This window comes from Sphingopyxis sp. OPL5 (assembly GCF_003797775.2).
GTDB lineage: Bacteria > Pseudomonadota > Alphaproteobacteria > Sphingomonadales > Sphingomonadaceae > Sphingopyxis.
Genome location: NZ_CP060725.1, coordinates 3,709,583 through 3,732,028 on the forward strand (window position 1 = coordinate 3,709,583; position 22,446 = coordinate 3,732,028).

The 22,446-nt window shown below is 66.3% G+C and carries 16 protein-coding genes; 9 read left to right on the forward strand and 7 right to left on the reverse strand.

The genetic code is table 11. From position 1 onward, the window contains the following. The first annotated feature begins 140 nt into the window (after positions 1-140). From EEB18_RS17895 to EEB18_RS17915, 5 genes are read left to right on the forward strand one after another with little or no spacing between them, the layout of a single operon-like run. Entirely contained in the window at positions 141-1,445 is a 1,305-nt protein-coding gene (locus EEB18_RS17895) for a dicarboxylate/amino acid:cation symporter (protein WP_187139786.1), read from the forward strand. 33 nt (positions 1,446-1,478) lie between these two features. After that, the gene (locus EEB18_RS17900; RefSeq protein ID WP_262407989.1) at positions 1,479-2,756 is read left to right on the forward strand and encodes a M20/M25/M40 family metallo-hydrolase; all 1,278 of its coding nucleotides are present in this window, start codon (positions 1,479-1,481) and stop codon (positions 2,754-2,756) included. Beyond that, positions 2,756-4,186: a CapA family protein gene (locus tag EEB18_RS17905; protein ID WP_187139787.1), complete on the forward strand. Its 1,431-nt coding sequence runs from the start codon at positions 2,756-2,758 to the stop codon at positions 4,184-4,186. Before EEB18_RS17900 ends, EEB18_RS17905 begins: the two co-directional genes overlap by 1 nt. 34 nt (positions 4,187-4,220) lie before the next feature. After that, positions 4,221-5,351, forward strand: coding sequence for a DSD1 family PLP-dependent enzyme (locus EEB18_RS17910; RefSeq protein WP_187139788.1), 1,131 nt, complete (start codon positions 4,221-4,223; stop codon positions 5,349-5,351). A 9-nt stretch (positions 5,352-5,360) separates the two neighbouring features. After that, positions 5,361-6,359 carry a threonine/serine dehydratase gene (locus tag EEB18_RS17915; protein WP_187139789.1) on the forward strand — a complete coding sequence of 333 codons (999 nt, stop codon included), beginning with the start codon at positions 5,361-5,363 and terminating at the stop codon, positions 6,357-6,359. A gap of 198 nt (positions 6,360-6,557) precedes the next feature. Here EEB18_RS17915 and EEB18_RS17920 read toward each other — a convergent pair whose 3' ends face one another. Genes EEB18_RS17920 through EEB18_RS17940 form a run of 5 tightly spaced genes read right to left on the reverse strand, consistent with a single transcriptional unit; the run spans position 6,558 to position 13,443 of the window. Further along, positions 6,558-7,991 (reverse strand): aldehyde dehydrogenase family protein, encoded by a 1,434-nt coding sequence (locus EEB18_RS17920; RefSeq protein WP_187139790.1) that lies wholly within the window; start codon positions 7,989-7,991, stop codon positions 6,558-6,560. Between the two features lie 12 nt (positions 7,992-8,003). Next, complete coding sequence (locus EEB18_RS17925; protein ID WP_187139791.1) at positions 8,004-9,116, reverse strand: NAD(P)-dependent alcohol dehydrogenase; 1,113 nt, start codon at positions 9,114-9,116, stop codon at positions 8,004-8,006. A 12-nt stretch (positions 9,117-9,128) separates the two neighbouring features. Beyond that, on the reverse strand, positions 9,129-10,013 hold the full coding sequence (locus tag EEB18_RS17930; RefSeq protein ID WP_262407990.1) for a helix-turn-helix domain-containing protein: 885 nt from the start codon (positions 10,011-10,013) through the stop codon (positions 9,129-9,131). Continuing rightward, positions 10,010-11,221: a cytochrome P450 gene (locus EEB18_RS17935; protein WP_187139792.1), complete on the reverse strand. Its 1,212-nt coding sequence runs from the start codon at positions 11,219-11,221 to the stop codon at positions 10,010-10,012. The genes EEB18_RS17930 and EEB18_RS17935 overlap by 4 nt, the downstream gene beginning before the upstream one ends. A 2-nt stretch (positions 11,222-11,223) precedes the next feature. Beyond that, a complete protein-coding gene (locus tag EEB18_RS17940; RefSeq protein WP_187139793.1) occupies positions 11,224-13,443 on the reverse strand; it encodes a TonB-dependent receptor in 2,220 nt (739 codons plus the stop codon). 317 nt (positions 13,444-13,760) lie between these two features. Between EEB18_RS17940 and EEB18_RS17945 the strand changes: the two genes are divergently transcribed. The 4 genes from EEB18_RS17945 to EEB18_RS17960 all read left to right on the forward strand — a co-directional run bounded on the left by EEB18_RS17945 (position 13,761) and on the right by EEB18_RS17960 (position 20,371). Beyond that, entirely contained in the window at positions 13,761-17,255 is a 3,495-nt protein-coding gene (locus EEB18_RS17945; RefSeq protein WP_187139794.1) for an autotransporter domain-containing protein, read from the forward strand. 80 nt (positions 17,256-17,335) lie between these two features. Continuing rightward, complete coding sequence (locus EEB18_RS17950; RefSeq protein WP_187669020.1) at positions 17,336-18,397, forward strand: helix-turn-helix transcriptional regulator; 1,062 nt, start codon at positions 17,336-17,338, stop codon at positions 18,395-18,397. A 156-nt stretch (positions 18,398-18,553) separates the two neighbouring features. Then, positions 18,554-19,846, forward strand: coding sequence for a tetratricopeptide repeat protein (locus EEB18_RS17955; protein WP_187139796.1), 1,293 nt, complete (start codon positions 18,554-18,556; stop codon positions 19,844-19,846). A gap of 78 nt (positions 19,847-19,924) precedes the next feature. Continuing rightward, a complete protein-coding gene (locus EEB18_RS17960; RefSeq protein WP_187139797.1) occupies positions 19,925-20,371 on the forward strand; it encodes a hypothetical protein in 447 nt (148 codons plus the stop codon). A gap of 3 nt (positions 20,372-20,374) precedes the next feature. On the opposite strand, the gene EEB18_RS17965 is transcribed toward EEB18_RS17960, so the two are convergent. Next, positions 20,375-21,034 (reverse strand): UTRA domain-containing protein, encoded by a 660-nt coding sequence (locus EEB18_RS17965; RefSeq protein WP_187139798.1) that lies wholly within the window; start codon positions 21,032-21,034, stop codon positions 20,375-20,377. Beyond that, positions 21,031-22,380: a formimidoylglutamate deiminase gene (locus tag EEB18_RS17970; protein WP_187139799.1), complete on the reverse strand. Its 1,350-nt coding sequence runs from the start codon at positions 22,378-22,380 to the stop codon at positions 21,031-21,033. The genes EEB18_RS17965 and EEB18_RS17970 overlap by 4 nt, the downstream gene beginning before the upstream one ends. Positions 22,381-22,446 lie beyond the last annotated feature (66 nt).

Consider the following 22,446-nt stretch of genomic DNA (forward strand, 5'->3'; position numbering starts at 1 on the left):
GTACAGGTGGTCGTGGCGTCCCTATTGCGGGCCGGTCGCGTCCGGCCGCCTGCTGCCCGCACAATGCGGTTGCGTCCGAACCTTGCGCCGACCCGCATCCGGTAAAGCGGTAAACTTCACTCCCGTCATGGAGAATCGACGTGGCAAAGCGCCTGACGCTTTACATCTTTATCGGCCTCGCGCTCGGGTTGCTGGTCGGCTGGGCGATCAACGCCGCAATGACGGACGGCACCGCGGCGACGCAGGAGCGGCTTGTGACGATCGCCGGCCATTTCTCTGTCGTCAGCACGTTGTTCCTGCGGTTGATCAAGATGATCATCGCACCGCTGGTGTTCGCCACTCTGGTGTCGGGGATCATCCATATGGCCGATACCTCGGCGCTCGGGCGGATCGGGGGGCGGGCGCTGGCTTGGTTCATCGGCGCGAGTTTCATTTCGCTCCTGCTCGGCCTGCTGCTTGTCAACATCTTCAAGCCGGGCGTCGGCCTCGAACTCGATTTGCCTACCGCGACCGGATCGACCAGCCTCGCCACCGCTGATTTCAGCATCGCCAAATTCGTCACCCATCTGGTGCCGACATCGATGTTCGACGCGATGGCGAACAACGAGATATTGCAGATCGTCGTCCTGTCGCTGTTCGTCGGCGTCGGTATTACCAGCCTTGGCAGTGGCGGCCAACGGCTTGCGGGGCTGGTCGAGGAAATGGTCGCGGTGATGCTCAAGATCACCGAATATGTCATGCGCGTCGCTCCGATCGCCGTCTTCGCGGCGGTTGCCGCCGCGGTGATCGAGCGCGGCGTCGGCATCGTCGTGACCTTCGGTTACTTCATTGGTGTCTTCTATCTGGGGCTGGCCCTCCTGTGGGTTGTCCTTCTTTCCGCCGCATGGATATTGCTGCGCGCAAACCCGATCGTGCTGCTGCGCAACATTCGTGAGCCAATTCTGCTCGCCTTTTCGACCGCTTCGTCGGAAGCCGCCTTTCCGCGCACGCTCGAGGCCCTCGACAGGGGCGGCGTGCCGCGGCGGATTTCCAGCTTCGTGTTGCCGCTCGGCTATTCGTTCAATCTCGACGGGTCGATGATGTACATGGCCTTTGCAATCATGTTCATCGCCCAGGCCTATGGCGTCGAGATGGATTTGTGGCAGCAGTTCACGGTGCTGCTGATCCTGATGGTGACATCAAAGGGTGTGGCGGGTGTGCCGCGCGCCAGTCTGGTCGTCGTGGCGGCGACATTGTCGTTCGTGAACCTGCCCGAAGCCGGATTGTTGCTCATCCTCGCGATCGATCATTTTCTCGACATGGGCCGCACCGCGACCAATGTCGTCGGCAACGCGGTGGCCTGCACCGCGGTCGCGCGCTGGGAGGGCGTCCTCGGCGTTGAAGAGGAACCCGAACCGGCCGCATTGGCGCTTGAAATCGAGACCACCCCGGTCTCCAAAGTCTGAATGGCTTTTCTCCAATTCGCGAAAGGAATTTTTATGCGTAACATGGTGTTGCTGACCCTGGGCGCGGCCCTGATGGCAGCCTCCCCCGCGCAGGCCGCCCCCAAGGCGAAGCCCGAGGCCGTGCTGAAGACCAAGGGGTATGAATCAGCGATCAAGATCCTCGACCGCGACCATGACCGGATGATCGAAGAGATCATCAAGCTTACGGAAATTCCGGCGCCGCCGTTCAAGGAGGCCGCGCGCGCCGCCGCCTATGCCGAAATGCTGAAGGACGCGGGACTCCAGGACGTCGAGATCGACGAAGAGGGCAATGCGATGGGCGTCTATCGCGGCACCGGTCCCGCCGGCGGCCCGGCGGTGATGATCGCCGCGCATCTCGACACCGTCTTTCCCGAGGGCACGCCGATCAAGGTTCGCCGCGACGGGACGCGCCTCTATGCCCCCGGCATCGGCGACGACACGCGCAGCCTGGCCGTGCTGCTCGCCTATGCGCGCGCGATGAAGGAAAGCGGGATCAAGGTGAAGCAGGACATCGTCTTCGTCGGCAATGTCGGCGAGGAAGGGCCGGGCGACCTGCGCGGCGTCCGCTACCTGCTGACCAAGGGCAAGTATAAGGACCGGGTGAAGGCCTTCTTCTCGATGGACGGGACCGATGCATCGCGGGTCGTCAACGGCGGGGTCGGATCGCGGCGCTATCGTATCACCTACAAGGGGCCGGGCGGGCACAGCTATGGCGCGTTCGGACTGGTCAACCCGATGGCGGCGATGAGCCAGACCGTGGTCGACTTCTACAAGATCCCCGTTCCGGCCAAGCCCAAGACCACCTATGCCGCCAGCGTCACCGGCGGCGGCACCTCGGTCAATTCGATCCCGAACGAAGTGTTCATGGAATTCGATATGCGGTCGGAAAACCCCGCCGAACTCGCCAAGCTCGAACAGGCGTTCCTTGCCGTCGTCAAGAACAGCGTCGACGGCGAGAATGCAGCTCGGTCGGTCAAGGAAGGACCGGTTACCGCCGACGTCAAGCTGATCGGCGACCGTCCGGCGGGCGAGACCGCCGCGACGCAGCAGATCGTCCGCAATGCGGATGCGATCATCCGCGCCAAGGGGCTGGAACCGCGACCCTCCTTCTCCTCGACCGACTCGAACATTCCGATGAGCCTCGGCATCCCGGCGGTGACGATCGGGTCGGGCGGACAGGGCGGCCGTGCGCACTCGCTCGATGAATGGATCGACGTCGAAAAGACCAAGAGCCTGCACGGCGCCACCGTCGGTCTCGGCATCCTGCTCGCCACCGCAGGCGTCCAATAATGGGCACCCGGCCGCGCTACCTCCGCGCCTCGCGGATCGCCGGGACGGTCGCGGCCGGGTTCGCTCTCGCGCTCGCGCTGACGCTGTCGGCGCAGGAAAAGCTCGAAACGGCGCCGGTGCCGACAGTGCCGATCGCCGACGGCTTCACCATCGCGGGTGCGGGAGACCTCATCTACCTGCGCCCGATGCTGCCGACGATCGAAGCGCGGAGCCCCGATCTGCTGCGCCTGCTGCGCGGTGCCGACGTCACCTTCGGTAATTTCGAGACGAGCGTCATCGACCTGACCGATACCAAGGCGGTGCCGCAGGCGGAATCGGGCGGCACCTGGATGCACGCCGATCCCGGCGTTCCCGCCGATGTGCGCGCCATGGGCTTCACCATCGTCAGCCATGCCAACAATCACGCCACCGACTGGGGCGTCGAGGGGATGGACGAGACTGGGCGCCATCTGACCGCGGCGAAGCTGGTCTGGGGCGGAACTGGCAAGACGATGGCGGCAGCGCGCGCACCGCGCTACCTCGACACTGCCAAGGGCCGTGTCGCCATCGTCTCGGCCACTTCGACCTTCACGCCGATGTCGGTCGCCGCCAATCCGGTCGGCAGCGTTCCCGGCAGACCCGGGGTCAACAGCCTGCGCACGCGCCGCTCGACGGTCGTGTCGGCCGGCGAACTGGAGATGCTGGCGGGCCTCGCCGCGCGCTCCGAACTGCGCAGTGACGGGCGCAAGGACGACGGCGTCATGTTGATGGGCAGCCACTACAAGGCCGGGCCGGTGCGTGAAGGAAAGCTGGCCTTCAGCTATCGCGTCAACCAGCGCGACGTCGACGAGAATTTTCTGTCGGTCCGGCAGGCGAAGCAGAACGGCAATTTCGTCATCTTCTCGGTCCACAATCACGAACCTTCGAACGCTTCGCAGGAACCGGCGGATTTCGCGATCCAGCTTGCGCATGATGTGATCGACGCGGGCGCCGACGTCTATATGGGCCACGGCCCGCATCAGCTTCGCGGCATCGAAATCTACAAGGGGCGGCCCATCTTCTATTCGCTCGGCAATTTTGCGATGATGAACAATTCGCTCGACGAAATTCCCGACGACATGTTCCAGCAATATGGCGTCGCGCCCGGCGCGGCGACGGTTCCCGAATTGTTGCAAGCCCGCAACACGCGATCTTTCTCGGACCCTAATCTGTATGAATCGGTGATCGCGACCAGCCGCTACGTCGGCGGGCAGGTCGTCGAAATCAGGCTTTACCCGATCGATCTGGGCGTCGACGTGCGCGGCGCGGGCAAGGGCGTTCCTGCAATGGCATCGCCCGCGCGGGCACAGGCGATCCTCGAGCGGCTGCAGCGGCTGTCGGCGCCGTTCGGAACGACGATCAGCATCGAAAAAAATGTCGGAATCATCCGGCCGGGCGAGGGGCGCCGATAGCCATCGACGGCGACACATTCAGGTGCAGGATATCATGACACTTCAGGACTTGCAGACACCCTGCCTCCTTCTCGACGAAGCGAAGCTGCGGCGCAATGTTGCCGGGATGCAGGACCATCTCGCGCGGCTGGGGGTGGCCTTCCGTCCGCATCTGAAGACCGCCAAATCGCGCGACGTCGCGCGGGTCGCGATGACGTCATCGACGGGACCCGCGATGGTCTCGACGCTGCGTGAGGCCGAATATTTCGCCGAAGGCGGCGTGACGGACATGATCTATGGCGTCGGGATCGTGCCGGCCAAGCTTGGGCGTGTCGCGGCGATCCGCGGCAGGGGAGTGGATCTGGCGGTCATTCTGGACAGCATCGACCAGGCGGAGGCTGTCGTCCGCCATGCGCGCGCCAGCGGAGACCGGATTCCCGCGCTGATCGAGATCGACGGCGACGGCCACCGATCGGGCGTTGCGCCCGGCGACGCCGCGACGCTCGTCGAAATCGCGCGCGCGCTGGCGGATGGCGCCGAATTGCGCGGCGTCCTCATCCATGCGGGCGGCAGCTATGCCCTCGATGACCCCGATACGCTCGCGGCCGCGGCGGAAGCCGAGCGCTTCGCGGCGGTTTCCGCCGCCGATATCTTGCGCGCTGTCGGCCTGCCTTGCCCGGTGGTCAGTGTCGGCTCGACGCCGACCGCGCGTTTCGCCCGCGATCTCGCTGGCGTGACCGAAGTGCGGGCCGGCGTGTTCATGTTCGGCGATCTTTATCAGGCCGGCGTCGGCTCGGTCGGCATCGACGACATCGCTTTGTCGGTGCTCTGCAGCGTGATCGGACATCAACCTGCGAAGGGCCGGATTCTTGTCGATGCTGGTTGGATGGCGATGTCGCGCGACCGCGGGACGTCAGGCCAGGCTATCGACCAGGGCTATGGTCTGGTGTGCGACTTCGCCGGGCGCGTCTTTGACGACCTGATCATGGTCGAGGCCAATCAGGAGCATGGCGTCATCGCCCTGCGTCCGGGATCGACGGCCGTATTACCCGACCTTCCGGTCGGTGCGCAGCTCCGAATCCTGCCGAACCATGCATGCGCGACCGGGGCGCAATATGATCGCTATCATGTGCTGGACGGCGACGGTCAGTTGACCGCGATCTGGCCCCGGATCAACGGCTGGTAGAGACAGGATATGACCGATCGCCAGCTTGCCATTTCCGCCGCAGATGTCCGCGCGGCGGCTCTGCTGATCGCGGGCAAGGTGGTGCGCACGCCCTTGCTGGAATTTCCGTCGCTGAACGAGCGCGCCGGACGCCGTGTCCTCGTGAAGTTCGAGGGCGCGCAATATACCGGCTCATTCAAGTTTCGCGGGGCCTATAATCGTTTGGCGCGTTTGACCGGCGAAGAACGAGCGGCCGGCGTTGTCGCCTGGTCTTCGGGCAACCATGCCCAGGGCGTGGCTGCGGCCGCCCGGCTTCTGGGAATCGGGGCCTCGATCGTGATGCCGTCGGATGCTCCGGCCATCAAGGTCAGGAACACCAGGGCGTTCGGGGCCGAGATCATCTTCTATGATCGTACCACCGAATCCCGGGAGGACATCGCCACCGCGCTCTCGATCGAACGCGGAGCCGTTCTGGTGCCGTCTTACGACGATCCGTTCGTCATGGCGGGGCAGGGCACGATCGGCCTCGAACTGGTCGAGCAGTCGCGGCAGGCCGGAGCGGAACTGTCACAGGTGCTCGTCGCCTGTGGTGGCGGCGGGCTGGTGGCGGGAATCGCCACGGCCATGAAGGACGCGCTGCCCGATCTCCAGATGTTCAGTGTCGAGCCTTGCGCCTTCGACGACACGGCACGATCGCTCGACAGCGGGCGCCGCGAAACGGTGGCGACGGGAGCTGCATCGATCTGCGACGCATTGCTCGCTCCGACGCCGGGCTGCCTGACATTCCCGGTCAATCGCCGCCTGCTTTCTGGCGGGCTCAGCGTGAGCGATGACGAGGTGAAGGCGACGATGCGCTACGGCTTCGAGGAATTGAAGCTCGTCATGGAACCAGGCGGGGCGGTTGCGCTTGCGGCACTGCTGCACGGCCGCGCGCCGATGTCCGACTTGCCGGTTGCGGTCGTTGTGTCGGGATCCAATGTCGATCCCGCGCTTTATGCCCATATCCTGGATGAGGGGGCCGGGGCATGAACTCCATGGCGCCCCCCCGTGGATGCAGCTTGTCTTGGTAAGCAGCGGCGGGAGATCTGCGAAATTCTATTTCGGGTGCAGGAAGTCGCAATCATGAGGCTGCGGCCAAGACTGCCCAAACGGGCTGTCGCGAACGAAGGTGCCTGCTGACGCGAGCATGGGATACTCCGTGCGCTGCTTCGACGCCCTGATTAGTGTTTATGCCGGAACGCTGCGGGATTTTCGCCGGACGATCGTCTGGGCGTTGGTATATTCGAGCAGACCCTCCAGCCCACCCTCGACGCCGACCCCCGACTGTTTCATACCGCCGAACGCTGCGGTCGGCGACAGATGCTGGGTCTCGTTGACCCACACGGTACCGCTGGCGATGCGCTGGGCGATGGCGAACGCCTTGTCCTCGTCATGGCCCCACACCGATCCGCCGAGGCCGTAATCACTCGCATTGGCGCGCGCGACGACATCATCATAATCGTCGAATTTGATCAGCGGCAGCACCGGGCCGAACTGCTCTTCCTGGACGATCCGGCTGTCCTCCGGGGGGTTGTCGAGGATGGTAACCGGGATGAAATAGCCGGGCACCTCGGCCGCCTCGCCGCCAACAAGAAATGTATAGCCCTTGTCCTTCGCGTCCGCGATCAGGTCGAGCACGCGGCGGTATTGCGGTTCGTTGTTGATCGGGCCGATCTGGGTGCCCTGTTCGGACCCGTCGCCGACCTTCACCGTCTTCGCATAGGCAACGAGCGCATCGCGGAGCGGTTCGTAGATATCCTTGTGTACATACATGCGCTTGGTCGCGATGCAGATCTGGCCATTGTTACGGAACGCCGCCCAGAACAACTCCTCGGCGACCTTTTCGACGTCGATGTCGGGCATGACGATCGCGGCGTCGTTTCCGCCGAGTTCGAGCGTCACGCGCTTGAGTGTCGGCGCCGCCGATTCCATCACGCGGCGCCCGGTCGCGGTCGAGCCGGTGAAGCTGATCTTGTCGAAGCCCGGATGGCTCGTCATCCACGGGCCGAGCGCGTCGCCGCCGGTGACGATGTTGAGCACGCCGGGGGGCAGGATGTCCTTGACCAGTTCGCCGAATTTCAGCGTCGCGAGCGGGGTGAAGGGCGAGGGCTTGAGGACCATCACATTGCCCGCGAGCAAGGCCGGCCCGACCTTGAACATCGCGAGGATCATCGGGAAATTCCACGGCGCGATCGCGCCGACGACACCTAGCGGGACATGGCGCGTCTCGCTGTAGCGCTCGTCGCTGTCTTCGTTGACCGTCACCGGCAGGTCGAGCGACGCCGCGCCCATCAGCCAGTAGCCCGCGCCCATGATCTCGCCCTCCGCCTCACTGTGCGGCTTGCCCTGTTCGGCGGTGAGCAGGCGCTTGAACGCGTCGATGTTCGCGAGCACCGCCTGTCCCATCGCGTTGAGCGCTGCCTTGCGTTCGGCGATCGGCGTCGCGGCCCAGCCGGGGAACGCAGCGCGCGCGGCGTCGATGGCGCGGTCGAGGTCGCCGGCGCTCGCGTCGGGCGCATTGCCGATCACCTGTTCGGTTGCGGGGTTGATGACGTCGAAGCGGGCGCCGCCGGCTTCGAGCTTGCCACCGATCAGCATCGCATAGTCGCGGTCGAAATCCATATCGGGTCTCCTTCAGGGAATCAGCACGACCTTGATGCACTCGCCGCGCGCTTGCGCCGCGAGCGCCTCGTTGATCTCGGCCAGCGGGAAGGTCTTGATCAGTCGGTCGAAGGGAAAGCGCCCCGCTGCATGATGCGCGATCAGCTCGGGGATGAAGGTCTGCGGGTCGCTGTCGCCCTCGATGATCCCGATGATGCGGTGGCCGGGGGTCATCAGCGCGGCGATATTGACGCTGATCGCGGCGTCGGCCTTCGACGGCACACCGACGAGGCCGATCGCGCCATGGCTGCCGAGCGCGGCGAGGCCGGCTTCGATGACGGGAACGACGCCGCTGGTGTCGAAGGCGAAGTCGAGCCCGGCGGGGACGATCGCGCGCAAGGTTTCGACAAGATCGCCCGCTTCGGTCGGGTCGATGACATGCGTTGCGCCAAGATCCTGCGCGATGGCGCGCCGTGCCGCGATCGGCTCGACGAGGATGATCGTAGAACAGCCCTGGATCACCGCCCCCATCACCGCGGCAAGGCCGACCGGGCCGCCGCCGAATATCGCGATGCTCGATCCCGCGGGGCAGGCGAGCGAGTTCATCACCCCGCCCGCGCCGGTCTGGAAACCGCAGCCGAGCGGCCCGAGCAGTTCGAGTGCAACCTTCGACGTGTCGACCTTCACCACATTGCGCGCGCGGGTGATGGTGAGCGCCGAGAAGGACGACTGGCCGAAGAAGTGCGAGGTCACCCGTTCCTCGCCCTTTGCATAGGCGGTCGATCCATCGTCGAGCCGCATGCCGGCATAGTTGAGCGGCACGAAGCTCTGGCAATAGCTCGGCAGATGTTCGGCGCAGCGCGGACAGGCGCCGCAGCTTGAAAAGCCGACGACAACCTCGTCGCCGACGGCAAGGCTCTCGACGCCTTCGCCGACCGCCTCGATCACGCCCGCGCCTTCATGGCCGAGGACGCCGGGCAATGCGAAGGGCGCGAACTGGTCGCGGAAGATCAGGTCGGTGTGACACAGGCCGACGCCTGCAATGCGGACGCGGACCTCGCCCGCGCGGGGTGCTTCGACCTCGATGGCTTCGATCGAGAAGGGGCCGCCGGGTTCGCGCACCACGGCCGCTTGCGCCTGTGTCATCATCATCTCCGTCTAGTCGAGTCGCCGCGCTTCCTGCTGGCGATAGTCGCTGGGCGCCATGCCGAACCAGGCGCGAAAGGCCCGGCTGAAATGGCTCTGGCTGGTGAAGCCGGTCGCCTCCGACAGGGCGGCGAGGCTGAGGTCGGTCTGGACGAGCATCTCTTGCGCACGGTCGAGCCGCGCCTTCATCACATATTGGTGCGGTGAGATGCCCGTTGCCTTCTTGAACAGGCGGCAGAAGTGCGACGGCGTGACCCCCGCGACGGCCGCCATCGCCTCAAGGCTATGCTCCTCGGCCGGGTTTGCGAGCACCGCGTTCATGATCTTGTGGAGCCGATAGGCCGAGAAATCGGACACCGGAATCTCGGTCGGGTTGCCGTGTGCGGGCGGGCCCGAGAGGATGTGCGCCTTGAGCGCATTCACCATCGCCGCGACATAGGCGGTGCGCTCGTCCGCCTGCGGCGCATAAAGTTCGGAAAGGATCTGGCGCGTCAGCGCGACCCCGAGCGGGTCGGCGAAGGCGAAGCGCAGCTTGTTGAACTGGTCGGCATAGGGTTGCCCGGCGAGGACATCGGAAGACATCGACAGCGTCACGACGTCAAGTTCGCCGTCGACCAGCCAGCCGGTCGGCATGCCCGCGGGAACGATCGTCGCGCAGCCTGGGATCGAACTCGAGGTGGTCCAGCCGTCGCGATCCCATGTCTTGACCTGCGGCTTGCCCGCGACATGCACGGTAAAGATCGGCTGCGGCAGTGCGGGCAGGGTGTAGCTGCCGACAAATTGGCGCCAGCGGCACAGCGACCAGCCATCGCCGATCGACCCCATCTCGACATCTGGCGCGCGGCCGAGAACGTCGCAGATGATGTCCTTGTTGTCCCAGACGCTCTCGTGTTTCACGCTGTCAGCCTGACCTCGAGCCGCTTGAAGCCGTTGATGAAGTTCGATCGCACCCGGCTCGGCTCTCCGATGATCTCTATCCGCCGAACATGGCGCGCCATCGTGGCAAAGGCGAGTCGCAATTGCATCTCAGCCAGCCGCGAGCCGACACAGACGTGCGTGCCCGCGCCGAACGCGAGATGCTGGCGGATCGGGCGTGTGATGTCGAAGGCGTCTGGATCGGCGAAGATCGACGGATCGCGATTGCCGCTGGGGTAGAAGACGACGACCTTTTCGCCCTTGCGGATCGCCTGCCCGCCAAGCTCGGTATCGCGCGTCGCGGTGCGGCGCATGTGGATGACCGGACTCGCGTAGCGGACCATTTCCTTGACCGCATTCGGCAGCAACGCGGGGTCGGCGCGGATCGCATCCCACTGATCGGGGTTGTTGGCAAAAGCGATCAGGCTGTGGTTGATCGAATTGCGCGTCGTTTCGTTGCCGCCGACGAGCGCGAGGATCAGGTTGCCGACGAAGTCGCCGAGCGGGACGGGTTCGCCGTGGATTTCGGTATTTGCCAGCAGCGATGCGATGTCGGGGCCGGGGTTGGCGCGGCGTTCGTCGAACAAGGCGGTGGCGAACCCGATAAACTCGCCCATCACCGCCTGCATGGCTTCGGGCGACTGGCGGAAATCGGGGTCGTCCTCGCCGACGAAGGCGTCGGTCCAGCGGTGGAGGTCGTGCCAGGTCTCGGCGGGCACCCCGAGCAACTCGGCGAGCGTGAGCAGCGGCAGCGGCACGGTGAGGAGCGGCAATATGTCGATGGCCTCACCCAGCGGTACCTCGGCGAACAATCGCTCGACCCGTTCGGCGATCCGCGCCTCGATCCCTTCGAGCCGCCCCGGCGACAGCGCGGGCATCACGAACTTGCGATACTGCGTGTGCGTCGGCGGGTCGCGCGAGATGAAGGGGATGCCGATCGCGGATTCCCCGGCGCCGGTCAGCCCGACCTCATTCTCGTTGAAGATGCGGTGCCCGCCATTCTCGTGCGCCGAAGAAAAGAGATCGGCTTGCCGCGACACTGTGACGATATCGTCGAACCCCAGCACCGCCCAGAACCCGGCACCGTCGCTTTCAGGGTTCCAGTGGACCGAGCCCGCTTCGCGCAACGCCGCGAGCTCGGCATAGGGCATGCCGCCGACGTAAAGATCGGGGTCCTTGAGATCGGTCATCGTCAGAAGCTGTAGCGGAGGCTGACGCCGTAAGTGCGCGGCGCGCTCGGCACGAGGAAGTTATAGGGGAAGCCCGCGCCGCGCAGGTCGAGGCCATAGCCATAGGTCTTGCGCTCGAAGATGTTGTTCGCGAAAGCGCGGATCGTCAGCGCGTCGCTGCTCCAGCTGAGCGATGCATTGACCTTGGCATTCGCGCCTTGCTGGAGTTCGCTGTTCACCTGCGACGTGCCCGGCGCGTCGATTTCGTTGAAGGGCGAGAAATATTGGCGGCTCGAATAGGCGATATTCGGCGCGAAGGTGATCGTGCCGCCCGCGACCTCCACGACGTCCCATTCGACGCCGAGCTGCGCGGTGAGCTTGGGCGCGAAGGGCAACTCATTGCCCGACAGGTCCGCACCCTGCAGCGTCAGCTCCTTATATTTCGAGTGCAGCCAGCCGAGCGACGCATCAATGCGGAAGCCATCGACCGGACGCAGCGTCGTTTCGACCTCGAAGCCATAGACCTCCGACGACGGAGCGTTGACGAGGAAGGAGACCGGGCCGGCGCGCGTGTCCTGCAGCTGCTGGTTCGAATAATCATAATAGAAGGCCGAGGCGGCGTAGGTCAGCAGGCGGCCGCCGGCGCGGCCCTTGATCCCGATTTCATAAGCGTTGACGCGCTCGGGTTCGATATAGCCGATCCCCGCCGACGAGGTGTAGCCGCCGCCATTGACCGCACCCGCGCGATAGCCGCGGTTATAGCTCGCATAGACCAGCGGGCCGTCGTCGAAGCTGTAGCTGAGCGCGATACGGCCGGTCAGCGCATTGTTCGTGTCGGCGAGCGCGAAGCGCGCATCAGGATCATAGGCGCAAGTGCCCGCGACGCCGGCACAGGGGACGGTCGTCGCGATCGGGGTCTGCGGATCATCGACCCCGCCGACGAACAGGTAAGCGAAGGCGTCGTCGTAGCGCGACTTGTCCTTGGTATAGCGCGCGCCAACCGTCAGTACGAGGCGGTCGGCGAGGTCGATGTCGGCCTGGCCGAACACGGCGTAGCTTTTGCGGACCTGCCGATAATGCTGGAAGAAGCCGCCCGCCGGGGGCAACGGCAGGTTAAACGTGTTGTCGGTGATATTGCGGTCCCAGCCGTAGAAGAGACCGCCGACGAAATTGATCCCGTCGCCTTCATAGTTGGCGCGCAGTTCCTGGCTGAACTGCCGGTAACGCGAGCGCCAGTTGATGTCGAGGATGTCGAGCGGCGATCCGTCGGCCGCTTGCTGCAGATCCTGCTTGCCGCCGTCGTAGCTGGTAATCGAGGTCAGGCTTAGCGTGTCGCTGAGTTCGAGCGCGATATTCGCCGAGAAGCCCCAGGCGTCGGTGTTGTTGTCGCCGATGCGGTTCTCGTTGGTCTGGAAGAAGCCGAGCCCGGCGCGGAAGGGCTGGAGTCCATGCACGGCGGCCTGCGTGCCGCGGTCGCGGCCGGCATAGGCGCGCAGCACGATGTCCAGCGTCTCGGTGGGTTTGACGCGCAGCGATGCGCGACCCTGCAGCGTGTCGACCGAGGCGGCATCGCGCCCGCCGGGGAAGACATTCCTGATCTGCCCGTCGCCCTTGGCGTAGTTAACCGCGAGCCGCAGTCCGGCGACATCCTCGGCCAGCGTCGCCTCGGCGGCGCCCTGTGCGGTGAAGGTGTCGAAATTGGCGTAGCCGACCTGCAGATAACCGTTGGTGCCCGACAGGTTGGGCTTTTTGGTGATGAAGTTGATCGCGCCGCCGGTGGTATTGCGCCCGAACAGAGTCCCCTGCGGCCCGCGCAGCACCTCGATGCGGTCGAGGTCGAACAGGCCCATGCCGTGGCTGGTGCGCGGCGCCAGATAGACGTCGTCGAGATAGACGCCGACGGGCGAGGCCTGGTTGCTGTTATATTCGTTCGCGACCCCGATCCCGCGTAGCGAGAAGTTCGGCTGCGTATTGCCATAGGGGCTGTTGATCTGGAGATTGGGAACCGCGCTGCCGAGCTGCGCCGAATTGGTGATCCCGCGGTCGGCGAGCGTGTCGCCGCCAAGCGCGGTGACCGCGAGCGGTACGTCGAGCAACGATTGCTCGCGTCGCTGCGCGGTGACGACGATATCGCCGTCGCTCGCCGTCTCTTCGGCGGGCGGCGCGTCCTGCGCCATTGCGAATGTCGATGTCGAAACCGCGAGCGCCGCCATCAGGGTGCGCGTCAGTGCGATGCGTGCCATTGTCCTTACTCCCTTGTGCATCGGGGCTATTGTGAGCCTCCATTGCGATCAGGATTAGGCCACCGGGCCGGCCTTGGCTTTAGCGCGACTTGCAACTGGTTTTGACATTTCTTGCGCTGGGCGGCGAGGCGCTCGCAGCGTTCTGGCGCGATCGCGGGTCGGTGACGGCGGCGTCGCAACAAGTCTCCGCGCGTTGCAACAAGTTGCAACTTGGTCCTCGGCGACGCGACGCGGCAGAGGATTTCCCGATCGGACGGGATTTCACATGAACCCCAAGACCGGTCAGTCCTGACTTTCAGCCTTGGGGTTTCCGTCCGATGACCATCACCAATTTCTCCGCCGTTCGCCGGCGCACCCAGATGCGCGCCGCGCTCCTGTCCGCCACCGCGGGCTTCGCGGCGTTGAACGCGTCGCCCGCATGGGCCGAATGCGTCGTCCAGCCGGGCGGCACCGCGGTCTGTTCGGGTGAGAATACCAACGAGCAGAGCGTCGGAAACGGCGGGACGATTACCGTTACCACCGCGCCCGGTTTTGAGATCGACAGCCCTGGCAACGGCCTCGTCATTTCCGGTCCTGGATCGCTCACTTATAACGATGCCAATGCCTCGACCATCATCGGCCGCGGACGCGACGGGATTGCGGTCGGCAATGGCGGCGGCGCCTCGCGCATCGAAATCCGCACCGCGGGCGACGTGACTGGCGGCGGACGCGCGGGGATCATCACCAACAACGCGGGCACCGGCGGGGTGCTGGTCGAGGCGACGGGCACGGTGACGGGTGCGACCACCGGCATCACCGTCGTCGCGCTGCCCGGCAGCAATGGCGACATCGACGTCCTCTCGAACAATGCCGCAGGCGGCAACTCGGGCATCGGGGTCGAGAACCGGGGCGGCAGCGGCGCGATCCGCATCACCTCGACGGGCACGGCGAGCGCGACCGGCAGCGAGGGCTTCGCGATCGTCGGCTTTCACAGTGTGCAGGGCGCGGGCAGCGACGTCGTCATCGAGGCAAACAATGTCGGCGGTGTCGGCGGTGGTATCAACGTCAACAATTTCGGCACCGGCTCGACGAGCATCACGGTCAACGGCACGCTCGACGTGACCGGTCGGCAGGGTATCACGCTCGGCAATAGCGCTTCGGCGAAGGATATCGTCGTCACCACGCGCGGCGCCGTGACCTCGGGCGCGACCGCCATCGCGATCAGCAATCAGGGGAGCGGACGTACTATCGTGACCGCTGAGGGCCGGTTGCTGAGCAACAATGTTCGGCCGCAGGACGCCGAGGTCAGCGGCAACGGCATGAACATCACCACCGGCGGAGGCGCCGGCGATGTGATCGCAAATGTGGCGGGAGTAGAGGGTCGCGCGGGCATATTGATCCGCAACGGCGGGATTGGCTCGACGTCGCTGACCGCAACCGGGCTGGTACGCGGGCGTGAGGGACGCGGCGTGGAAATCACCGCCGCGGCGTCGGCGGGCGACATCGTGGTCCAGCTTGCCGCGGTCGAGGGGGCGACCGACGGCATCTTCATCAACCCGCCGGGCGATGGCGACGTCGACCTGACGGTGACCGGGCCGGTGGTTGCCGGACGCGACGGGGTGCGCATCGAACGGCCGACGGGAACCACCGGCGACACGCGCGTCGTGGTGGGTGATGTCACCGGCGCGCAAAGCGGCGTCGTCTTGCTGACGCAGGGGACCGGTACAACCAGCCTCGTGTCGACCGGCACGCTGACCGGCGCCGCTGGCGACGGTCTGTTCGTCAGCGGCTCGGGGCCGATCATGCTCGACGTCAACAATGCCTCGGGCGACGAATTTGGCGTGTCGATCCTGACGGGTGGCACGGGCGGGGGTGGCGGTGACGGCGGCGGGAGTCTGGACCTGCTGCGCGCCGCCGACAGCCGTATCGCGGCGATAAATGCGGACGCGGGCGACGGCACGACGCTGATCACCCGCGGCACGGTCGAGGGCGGCATTGCCGCGATCGATGCGGTCACCGAAAGCGGGCTGGCGTTCGGCCTGACCAACGATGGGACGATCCGCAACCGCTCTGGCGCTTCAAGTGACCTCGCGATCCAGGCGGCGGGCGGGCCGGTCGATATCCTCAACAACGGCACCCTGCTCGGCACGATCCGGCTTGACGCCGGGATCGTCGCGCCCGAACCCGAGCCCGAGCCGGAACCCGAGGATCCCGGTGAGCAAACCCGTGGCCGTTCGGCGCGCGGCGCCTTCGTCATCGCCGAAGTGCCCGATATCGAGGCGAGCCATCGCTTCACCAACGCCGGCAGCTGGAACAGCATCGGCGGGATCAATGTCTTTGGCGGCGTCGACGATGTGCTGGTCAATGTCGCCGGCGGGCGCCTGATCGGCGGCACCGCGGCGGCGACCGCCGAGACGACGACCTATTCGGGTCTCGAAACGCTGACCAACCAGGGCATCATCACCATGGTCGATGGCGGCATCGGCGATGTCGTCCGGACCGGCGGCGACGCGAGCTTCGCGGCGGGATCTCTGCTCGCGGTCGATGCCGGCGGTAGCGGATCGGACCGCTTTATCGCGGACGGCGCCACGACCATCGCGGCGGGCGCGCGGCTTCAGGTCAGCAACCCGCAGCCGGCGGTGCTCGGCACGCGATACACGGTGCTTGAATCGGCGGGCGGGGTGACCGGCAGCTTCACCTTCGCTGACCAGTTGCTCTCGAACTTCCTCGGCTATCGCCAGGGCCGCACCGCGACGACGATCTTTGTCGAACTCGCCAAGCTGCGCGCTTTCGCGGCGGCGGGTATCACGCCGAACCAGATCGCGGTCGGCACCGCGCTCGACGGGCAGGCGGCGACCGATCCGCTGGCCGCGGCGGCGCTGTTGCTGCCCAGCGATGCGGCGGCGCAGGCGGCGTTCGACGGCCTGTCCGGCGAAATCCACCCGAGCGTCCGCACCGCGATGATCGAGGAAAGCCGCCTGCCGCGTAACGCGGTGCTCGAGCGGCTCGACGGCCGGAACGGCGGGGCCGTCTGGGGGCAGCTGTTCGGCAATTGGGGCGACAGCGACGGCGCCAACGGCACTGCCGACCTCGACCGCGAGACGATCGGCGGCGTGCTTGGCGCGGATTTCGCTATCGGCGACAGCGCGATGATCGGTGTAGCGGGATCCTATCTCGAAACCGACGTCGATGCCCGTGCGCGCAGCAGCAGCGCCAAGCTCAAGAGCTGGCACGTGCTGGGCTATGCCGGGGTGCAGTTCGGCGGCGCGGCGCTCAAGGTCGGCGGCGGCTATGCCTCGGCCAGCATCGACACCGACCGCGCCGTCGCTTTCCCCGGCATCGGCCAGCGCCTTGTCGCCGGTTATGACGGTTCGGTCGTCCACGGCTTTGCCGACCTCGGCTATCGCCTGCCGCTCGGCGGCGGCCATGTTGAACCCTTTGCCCAGATCGTCGCGGTTCGCGCCGATACCGATGCTTTCGCCGAAACCGGCGGGAGCGCGGCGGTTGCGGGCGCCAAGAGTGACGAGAATGCGACCCTCTCGACGCTTGGCGCCCGCTTCTCGACCGCGACGTCGGGGGTCTTCTCGGTCGGCGGTACGGTAGGATGGCAGCATGGGTTCGGCGACCTGACCCCGGCGACCTCGATGCGTTTCGCGACCGGACCCGGCTTCACGGTCATCGGCACGCCGCGCTCGCGCGATGCTGGCGTCGCGACGATCGACGCGCGGCTTCGCCTGAGTGAGGGGGCGCTGATCACCGTCAGCTATGACGGTGTGATCGGGTCGGCAGGGCAGGATCACAGCATCAAGGCTGGGCTGCGGATCGCCTTCTGACTCCGGCCCGGTCCCCGTCTGGCGGCGGGGACCGGGTTTGGATTGCGCGAGTCCTTGTGACGCGCCATAGCCAAACCACCGTGTTTCCAGTCGAATCCATCTATGATGCCGCCACCGACGAGCGGATGTTTCCCGACCTGCTGCGGCGGATCGGCGATCATTTCGGCGCACAGGCAGGGTTTCTCGGCTGGATGGGCGGCACCAGTACCGCGGGTTTCCAGGCCGAATATGGCAACGACCCCGCCTATCTGAAATCCTATGTCGAAACCTATGCGGCGCTCGATATCCTGCGCCCGGCGTTGATGGAGACGCCCGAGGGTGAACCGCGACCCGCTTATCCGCTGCTGCAATCGGCCGAGGTACGCGAGAGCCGCTTCTACCGCGAATATATCGCGCCGCAGCACATCGTCGACAATCTCGCGGTCAATCTGATCAAGCGCGACGACATGTTCGCGACGATCGCGATCCTGCGGACCGGCGATGTCGCGCCGTTTTCGGTAGAGGACGTGGCCACCATGCGTGGGCTGGTGCCGCATCTGCGCCGCGCGGTGATCCTGTCGAGCCACCGCATCCGTCAGGCCGACCTGATGGCGGCGTATCGCGAGGCGGCACAGGGTGCGCGCGATGGATTGGTGTTGCTCGGTGACGACGGACAGATTCTCGACCTTGGACCCGAAATCGAACGGATGACCGGCTTCGCGTCGATCGAGGCGGCGCGCCGGTCGGCATTCGCACGGGCGCTCGCGCGCGCTGCTGACGCAGGAACGCCCATCCTGCGCGAATTCGACTTCGGCAACCGCAAGCTTCGGCTGCTACTCGCTTCGCAGCCACTCTCGCGCAACCGCTACGGCGACGTCAGCGAAGGCGGCGGCGCCGCGCATGCGGTCAGCGTGACCGAAGTCGATCGCCGCTGGGGCTTTGCTTATGGCGCGATGGCGGAGGCGCACGGGCTGACCGGCGGCGAGGCGAGGGTGCTCGAAGATGTGCTGACCAACGGCGAGATGATCGGAACGGCGCAGCGGCTGGGCGTCGCGCGCGCCACCGCACGCAGCCATCTCCACAAAATCTATGCCAAGACTGGGACCTCGGGTTTTCCCGACCTCTGCCTGTTCGCGCACCGTTTCATCGTCGCCGCGCGCTGACATCTAAACAGATGGTGGATGCCGGCCCCGGCCGCGCATGATAGCCCCGCCCGATCCTTGGCGTCCGCCAGCGCAGGAAGGGATGGGTGGCATCATGATCTCGTTCGGGGCGCTTCGGCGCAGCGCGACTCTCCGATGACGGGGGGCAGCAGGGTCTTGCCTGATCGCATCGACGGCTGGAAATCGATCGGCGCGCATTTCGGCCGCGACCGGACGACCGCGATCCGCTGGGCGCGCGAGCGCGACCTGCCGGTCCATCGTATCCCGGGCGGCAAGACCGCGACCGTCTATGCGCTCCGCCAAGAGCTCGATCTGTGGGCCCAGGGAGGAACAAGCGAGCCCGCGCTTGCCGCGCCGCCTCGCCGCCGCTGGAAAGCGATCGCGGCGGCGCTGGTCGGACTCGGCGTCATCGGCGGGGGTTGGTTCGCGGTGCCGTGGGTCGTGCCGTCGGCGCCTGCGGAAACCAGGACGGCGCTCGCGCTGCCCGGCGATCCGGCGGTCGCCGATTTGTTCCTGAAAGGCCGCGACCTGCTCGCCGATCGCGAGGCGGCGGCGATCGAAAAGGCGATCGACCTGCTGCGCGACGTGACGCGCCGCGACCCCGGCTATGGCCCGGGCTACGCCGCGCTGGCAGAGGCGCTGTTGCTGTCGCGCGAATTCGGCACGCGCAGCGACCGGCAGGCCTTCCCCGAAGCTCGTGCCGCGGCGGGCGACGCGCTGCGTCTGTCGCCGTCGCAGGCGTCGGCGCATCGCGTCAACGGCTTCATCGCTTATTGGCGCGACCGCGATTTCCCCGCCGCGCGCCGCTATTTCGAAAAAGCGATCGCGCTCGCGCCTGGCGACGCCGGCGGCCATTTCTGGTTCGGTAACATTCTCGCCGATCATGGCGAGAGTGCCGAGGCGCTGACCCATTTGCGGCAGGCGCAGACGATGATGCCCGGATCGGTGCCGATCCAGACCGACCTCGCCTGGGCCTTGTGGTCGGCGGGTGAGCGCGACGAGGCCGTGGCGACACTCAACGACCTTGCGCGCCGTCACCCCGATTTTGCGGTGATCCACGATTGCCTCGCCGTGATCCATCTCGCCGACGGCGATTATCCCGCCTATGTCCGGGCGCAGGCGCAGGTCGCCGAGCTTCGCCAGAACGACACGCTGCGCTTGCGCACGACGGCGCTTTCGCAGGCCTTGAGCGCCGGGTCAGGCAGCGCGCAAAAATTGCTGCTCGAATATGCCCAAGCCGATTTGGCGAGCGGCGAAAGCCGGACCGCGGCATGGACCGCCTTCGTGGCATCGGCCGCCCGCGACCGCGCCAGCCTGCTCGCCGTTCTTCGCGCGGCCGAGGCGCGGCGCGAAAAATGGGGCGATGCCGGCCTGATCCGCGCGATGCGGAGAAAATGGGCCGGGGACGCGCAGGTCGAAACCCTGCTGACCCGGCTGGGCGCCGGATAATTTTCTTGGCCTCGGCTTCGCCGCGCGCTTAGGTCCGGTTGGTCGGGGCAAAGGGTCCTGCGGGCAAGCGGGGCGACGATGCGCTATTTTCTCGATACCGAGTTCAACGGCTTTTGCGGCGAGCTGATTTCGATCGCGCTTGTGCCCGAGGATGCTGGCCTGCCGCCCTTCTATGAGGCGATCTCGGTCGAGGATTCGACCCCTTGGGTGCGCGACAATGCGCTTCCCGTGCTCGAAACCCGCCCGCGCAGCCGCAAGGAGGTAACCGACCTGTTCGCCGCCTATCTGATGGACGATCCGGCGCCGCTGCTCGTCGCCGACTGGCCCGAGGATATCGCGCTCGCGGCGCGGCTGCTCATTACCGGGCCGGGCTATATGAAGCCGGTGCGCAGCCTGCGGTTCGAGCTGGTCGATCCCGACATCATCGGGCCGATGGTTCCGAGCGCGGTCCCGCACAACGCGTTGCACGACGCGGTGGCGTTGCGGACGACGATGCTGGCGTGGGAAGCGCGGATGGCGGGCTAACGCTCAGCCGAGGCTGGGTTCGAAATGGGCGACCATGTCGAACATATCGCCACGAAACACCTGCCGCACCGTCGTGACCGCGGCATCGCCGCGCCAGGTGCTGCGTTCGAGGATCAGGCAGGCGGTGTGTTCGGCGATGCCCAGAGCCGCCGCTTCGGCCACGGTGGCGCCCGCCGCGCGGATGCGATGCCGCGCCGAGGTCCAGGGGATATGCGCGAGCAACCAGGTTCCGGGCGCCACATCGTCGAAGCTTTCGGTTGCCGCGTCGGGCACCGTCTCGATTGTGATCGAGCGGGTTTCGAACGCGAGGGCCGTGTCGCCTTCATGATGCAGACCCTCGATCAGAAGCTCCGAACCCGTTCTCTTCCGCGATAGAAGCTGCCAGCGATAGACGTGCCCGCGCGCCGCGATCAGTTGCGCGAGGTCGGGGACTTCAAGCACCGCCGAATGGACATGCTGGTCGGCGACGAACGAGCCCGCCTTGCGCCGCCGTTCGATCAGACCGGCGCGATGCAAGGCCGCCATCGCCTTGCTGACCGTGGCGCGCGAACAGCCGTGCAGCGCCGCGAGGTCATGCTCGGACAGCAGGCGGTCGCCGGGGCGCAGTGCTCCCGAGCGGATATCGCCCTCGATCGCGGCGCGGATGCGGGCGTCGAAACTCATGCGAGCAGCGCGGCCACCACGCCGCGATAGCGCGCGGCGATCGCGTCGCGGGCGACATGACGTCCCCCCACGACCCATTTTTGTCCGGCGCGCCAGACGCAGTCGATCGTGTTGCTGCGCGCCGCGAAGATCCAGCGGTCGAGGATCGTGCTGGTGTCGGCACCTGCGAAGACCGGGTCGGCAACGGCGAGGGTGAAGAGGTCGGCGGGCTGTCCGGTGGCGAGGCCGGTGCCCGACCCCGTTGCGCGGGCACCGCCCGCGAGCGCTTCGCCGAACAGGCGCTCGCCGATCGACTGCACCGCCTCGCTGCCGAGCATCGCGCGGCGGCGGTCGCGGAGCCGTTGGCTATATTCGAGCGCGCGAAGCTCACCCGCCGCGTCGATCAATATGTTGGAGTCTGTGCCGATCCCGACATGTCCGCCCGCCGCCAGATAGCGGGTCGCGGGAAAGATGCCGTCGCCCAGATTGGCTTCGGTCACGGGGCACAGCCCTGCGACCGCACCGCTCGCCGCGAGGCGGTCGCATTCGCTGTCGGTCAGATGCGTGGCATGAACGAGGCACCAGCGCGCATCGACATCGGCATGGTTGAGCAGCCATTCGACGGGGCGCTCGCCGCTCCATGCGATCGAGGCTTCGACCTCGCGCAGCTGTTCGGCGGCGTGGATATGGATTGGGCCGCCGTCGGCAAGCGGCAGGATCGCCGCCAATTCTTCGGCGGTCACCGCGCGCAGCGAATGCGGCGCGATGCCGAACCCGGCATCGACGGGCAGTTTCGCGCGGCTCGCTTCGACGAGCGTGGCGAAATTGTCGACATCGGACAGAAACCGTCGCTGGCCCGGCGCGGGCGGGGCGCCGCCGAAGTCGCCATGGGCATAAAAGACGGGGAGGAGGGTGAGGCCGATGCCGCTCTCGTCCGCTGCCGCAACCACCGCGCTCGCGGTTTCGGCAGGGTCGGCGTAGCGTCGCCCGTCGGCGTCGTTGTGGAGGTAATGGAACTCGGCGACGCGGGTGAAGCCACTTTCCATCATCTCGACAAAGGCCAGCGCGTTGATCGCCGCGATGCTGTCGGGGGTGAGCCGGTCGAGGAAGCGGTACATGATCTCGCGCCAGCTCCAGAAATCATCGTCGGGCGCCCCGCGAAATTCGGAGAGTCCCGCCATGCCGCGCTGGAAGCCATGGCAGTGGAGGTTGGCGAGGCCGGGGAGGGCGATGGCGTGGCGCTCGTCGCCGGGCTGCGCGGCGACGCCGGTCGCGACGGCGGCGATGCGGCCCGCGTCGACCGCGATGCGCACATCCTGCGCCCAGCCATCGGGCAGCAGAGCCTGTTCGAACCAGAGTGATGTCATCGCCATGCTCCCTCGTGTTGGATTATTATGTCTAGACATAATGGCGATGGCGGGCAAGAATGAACT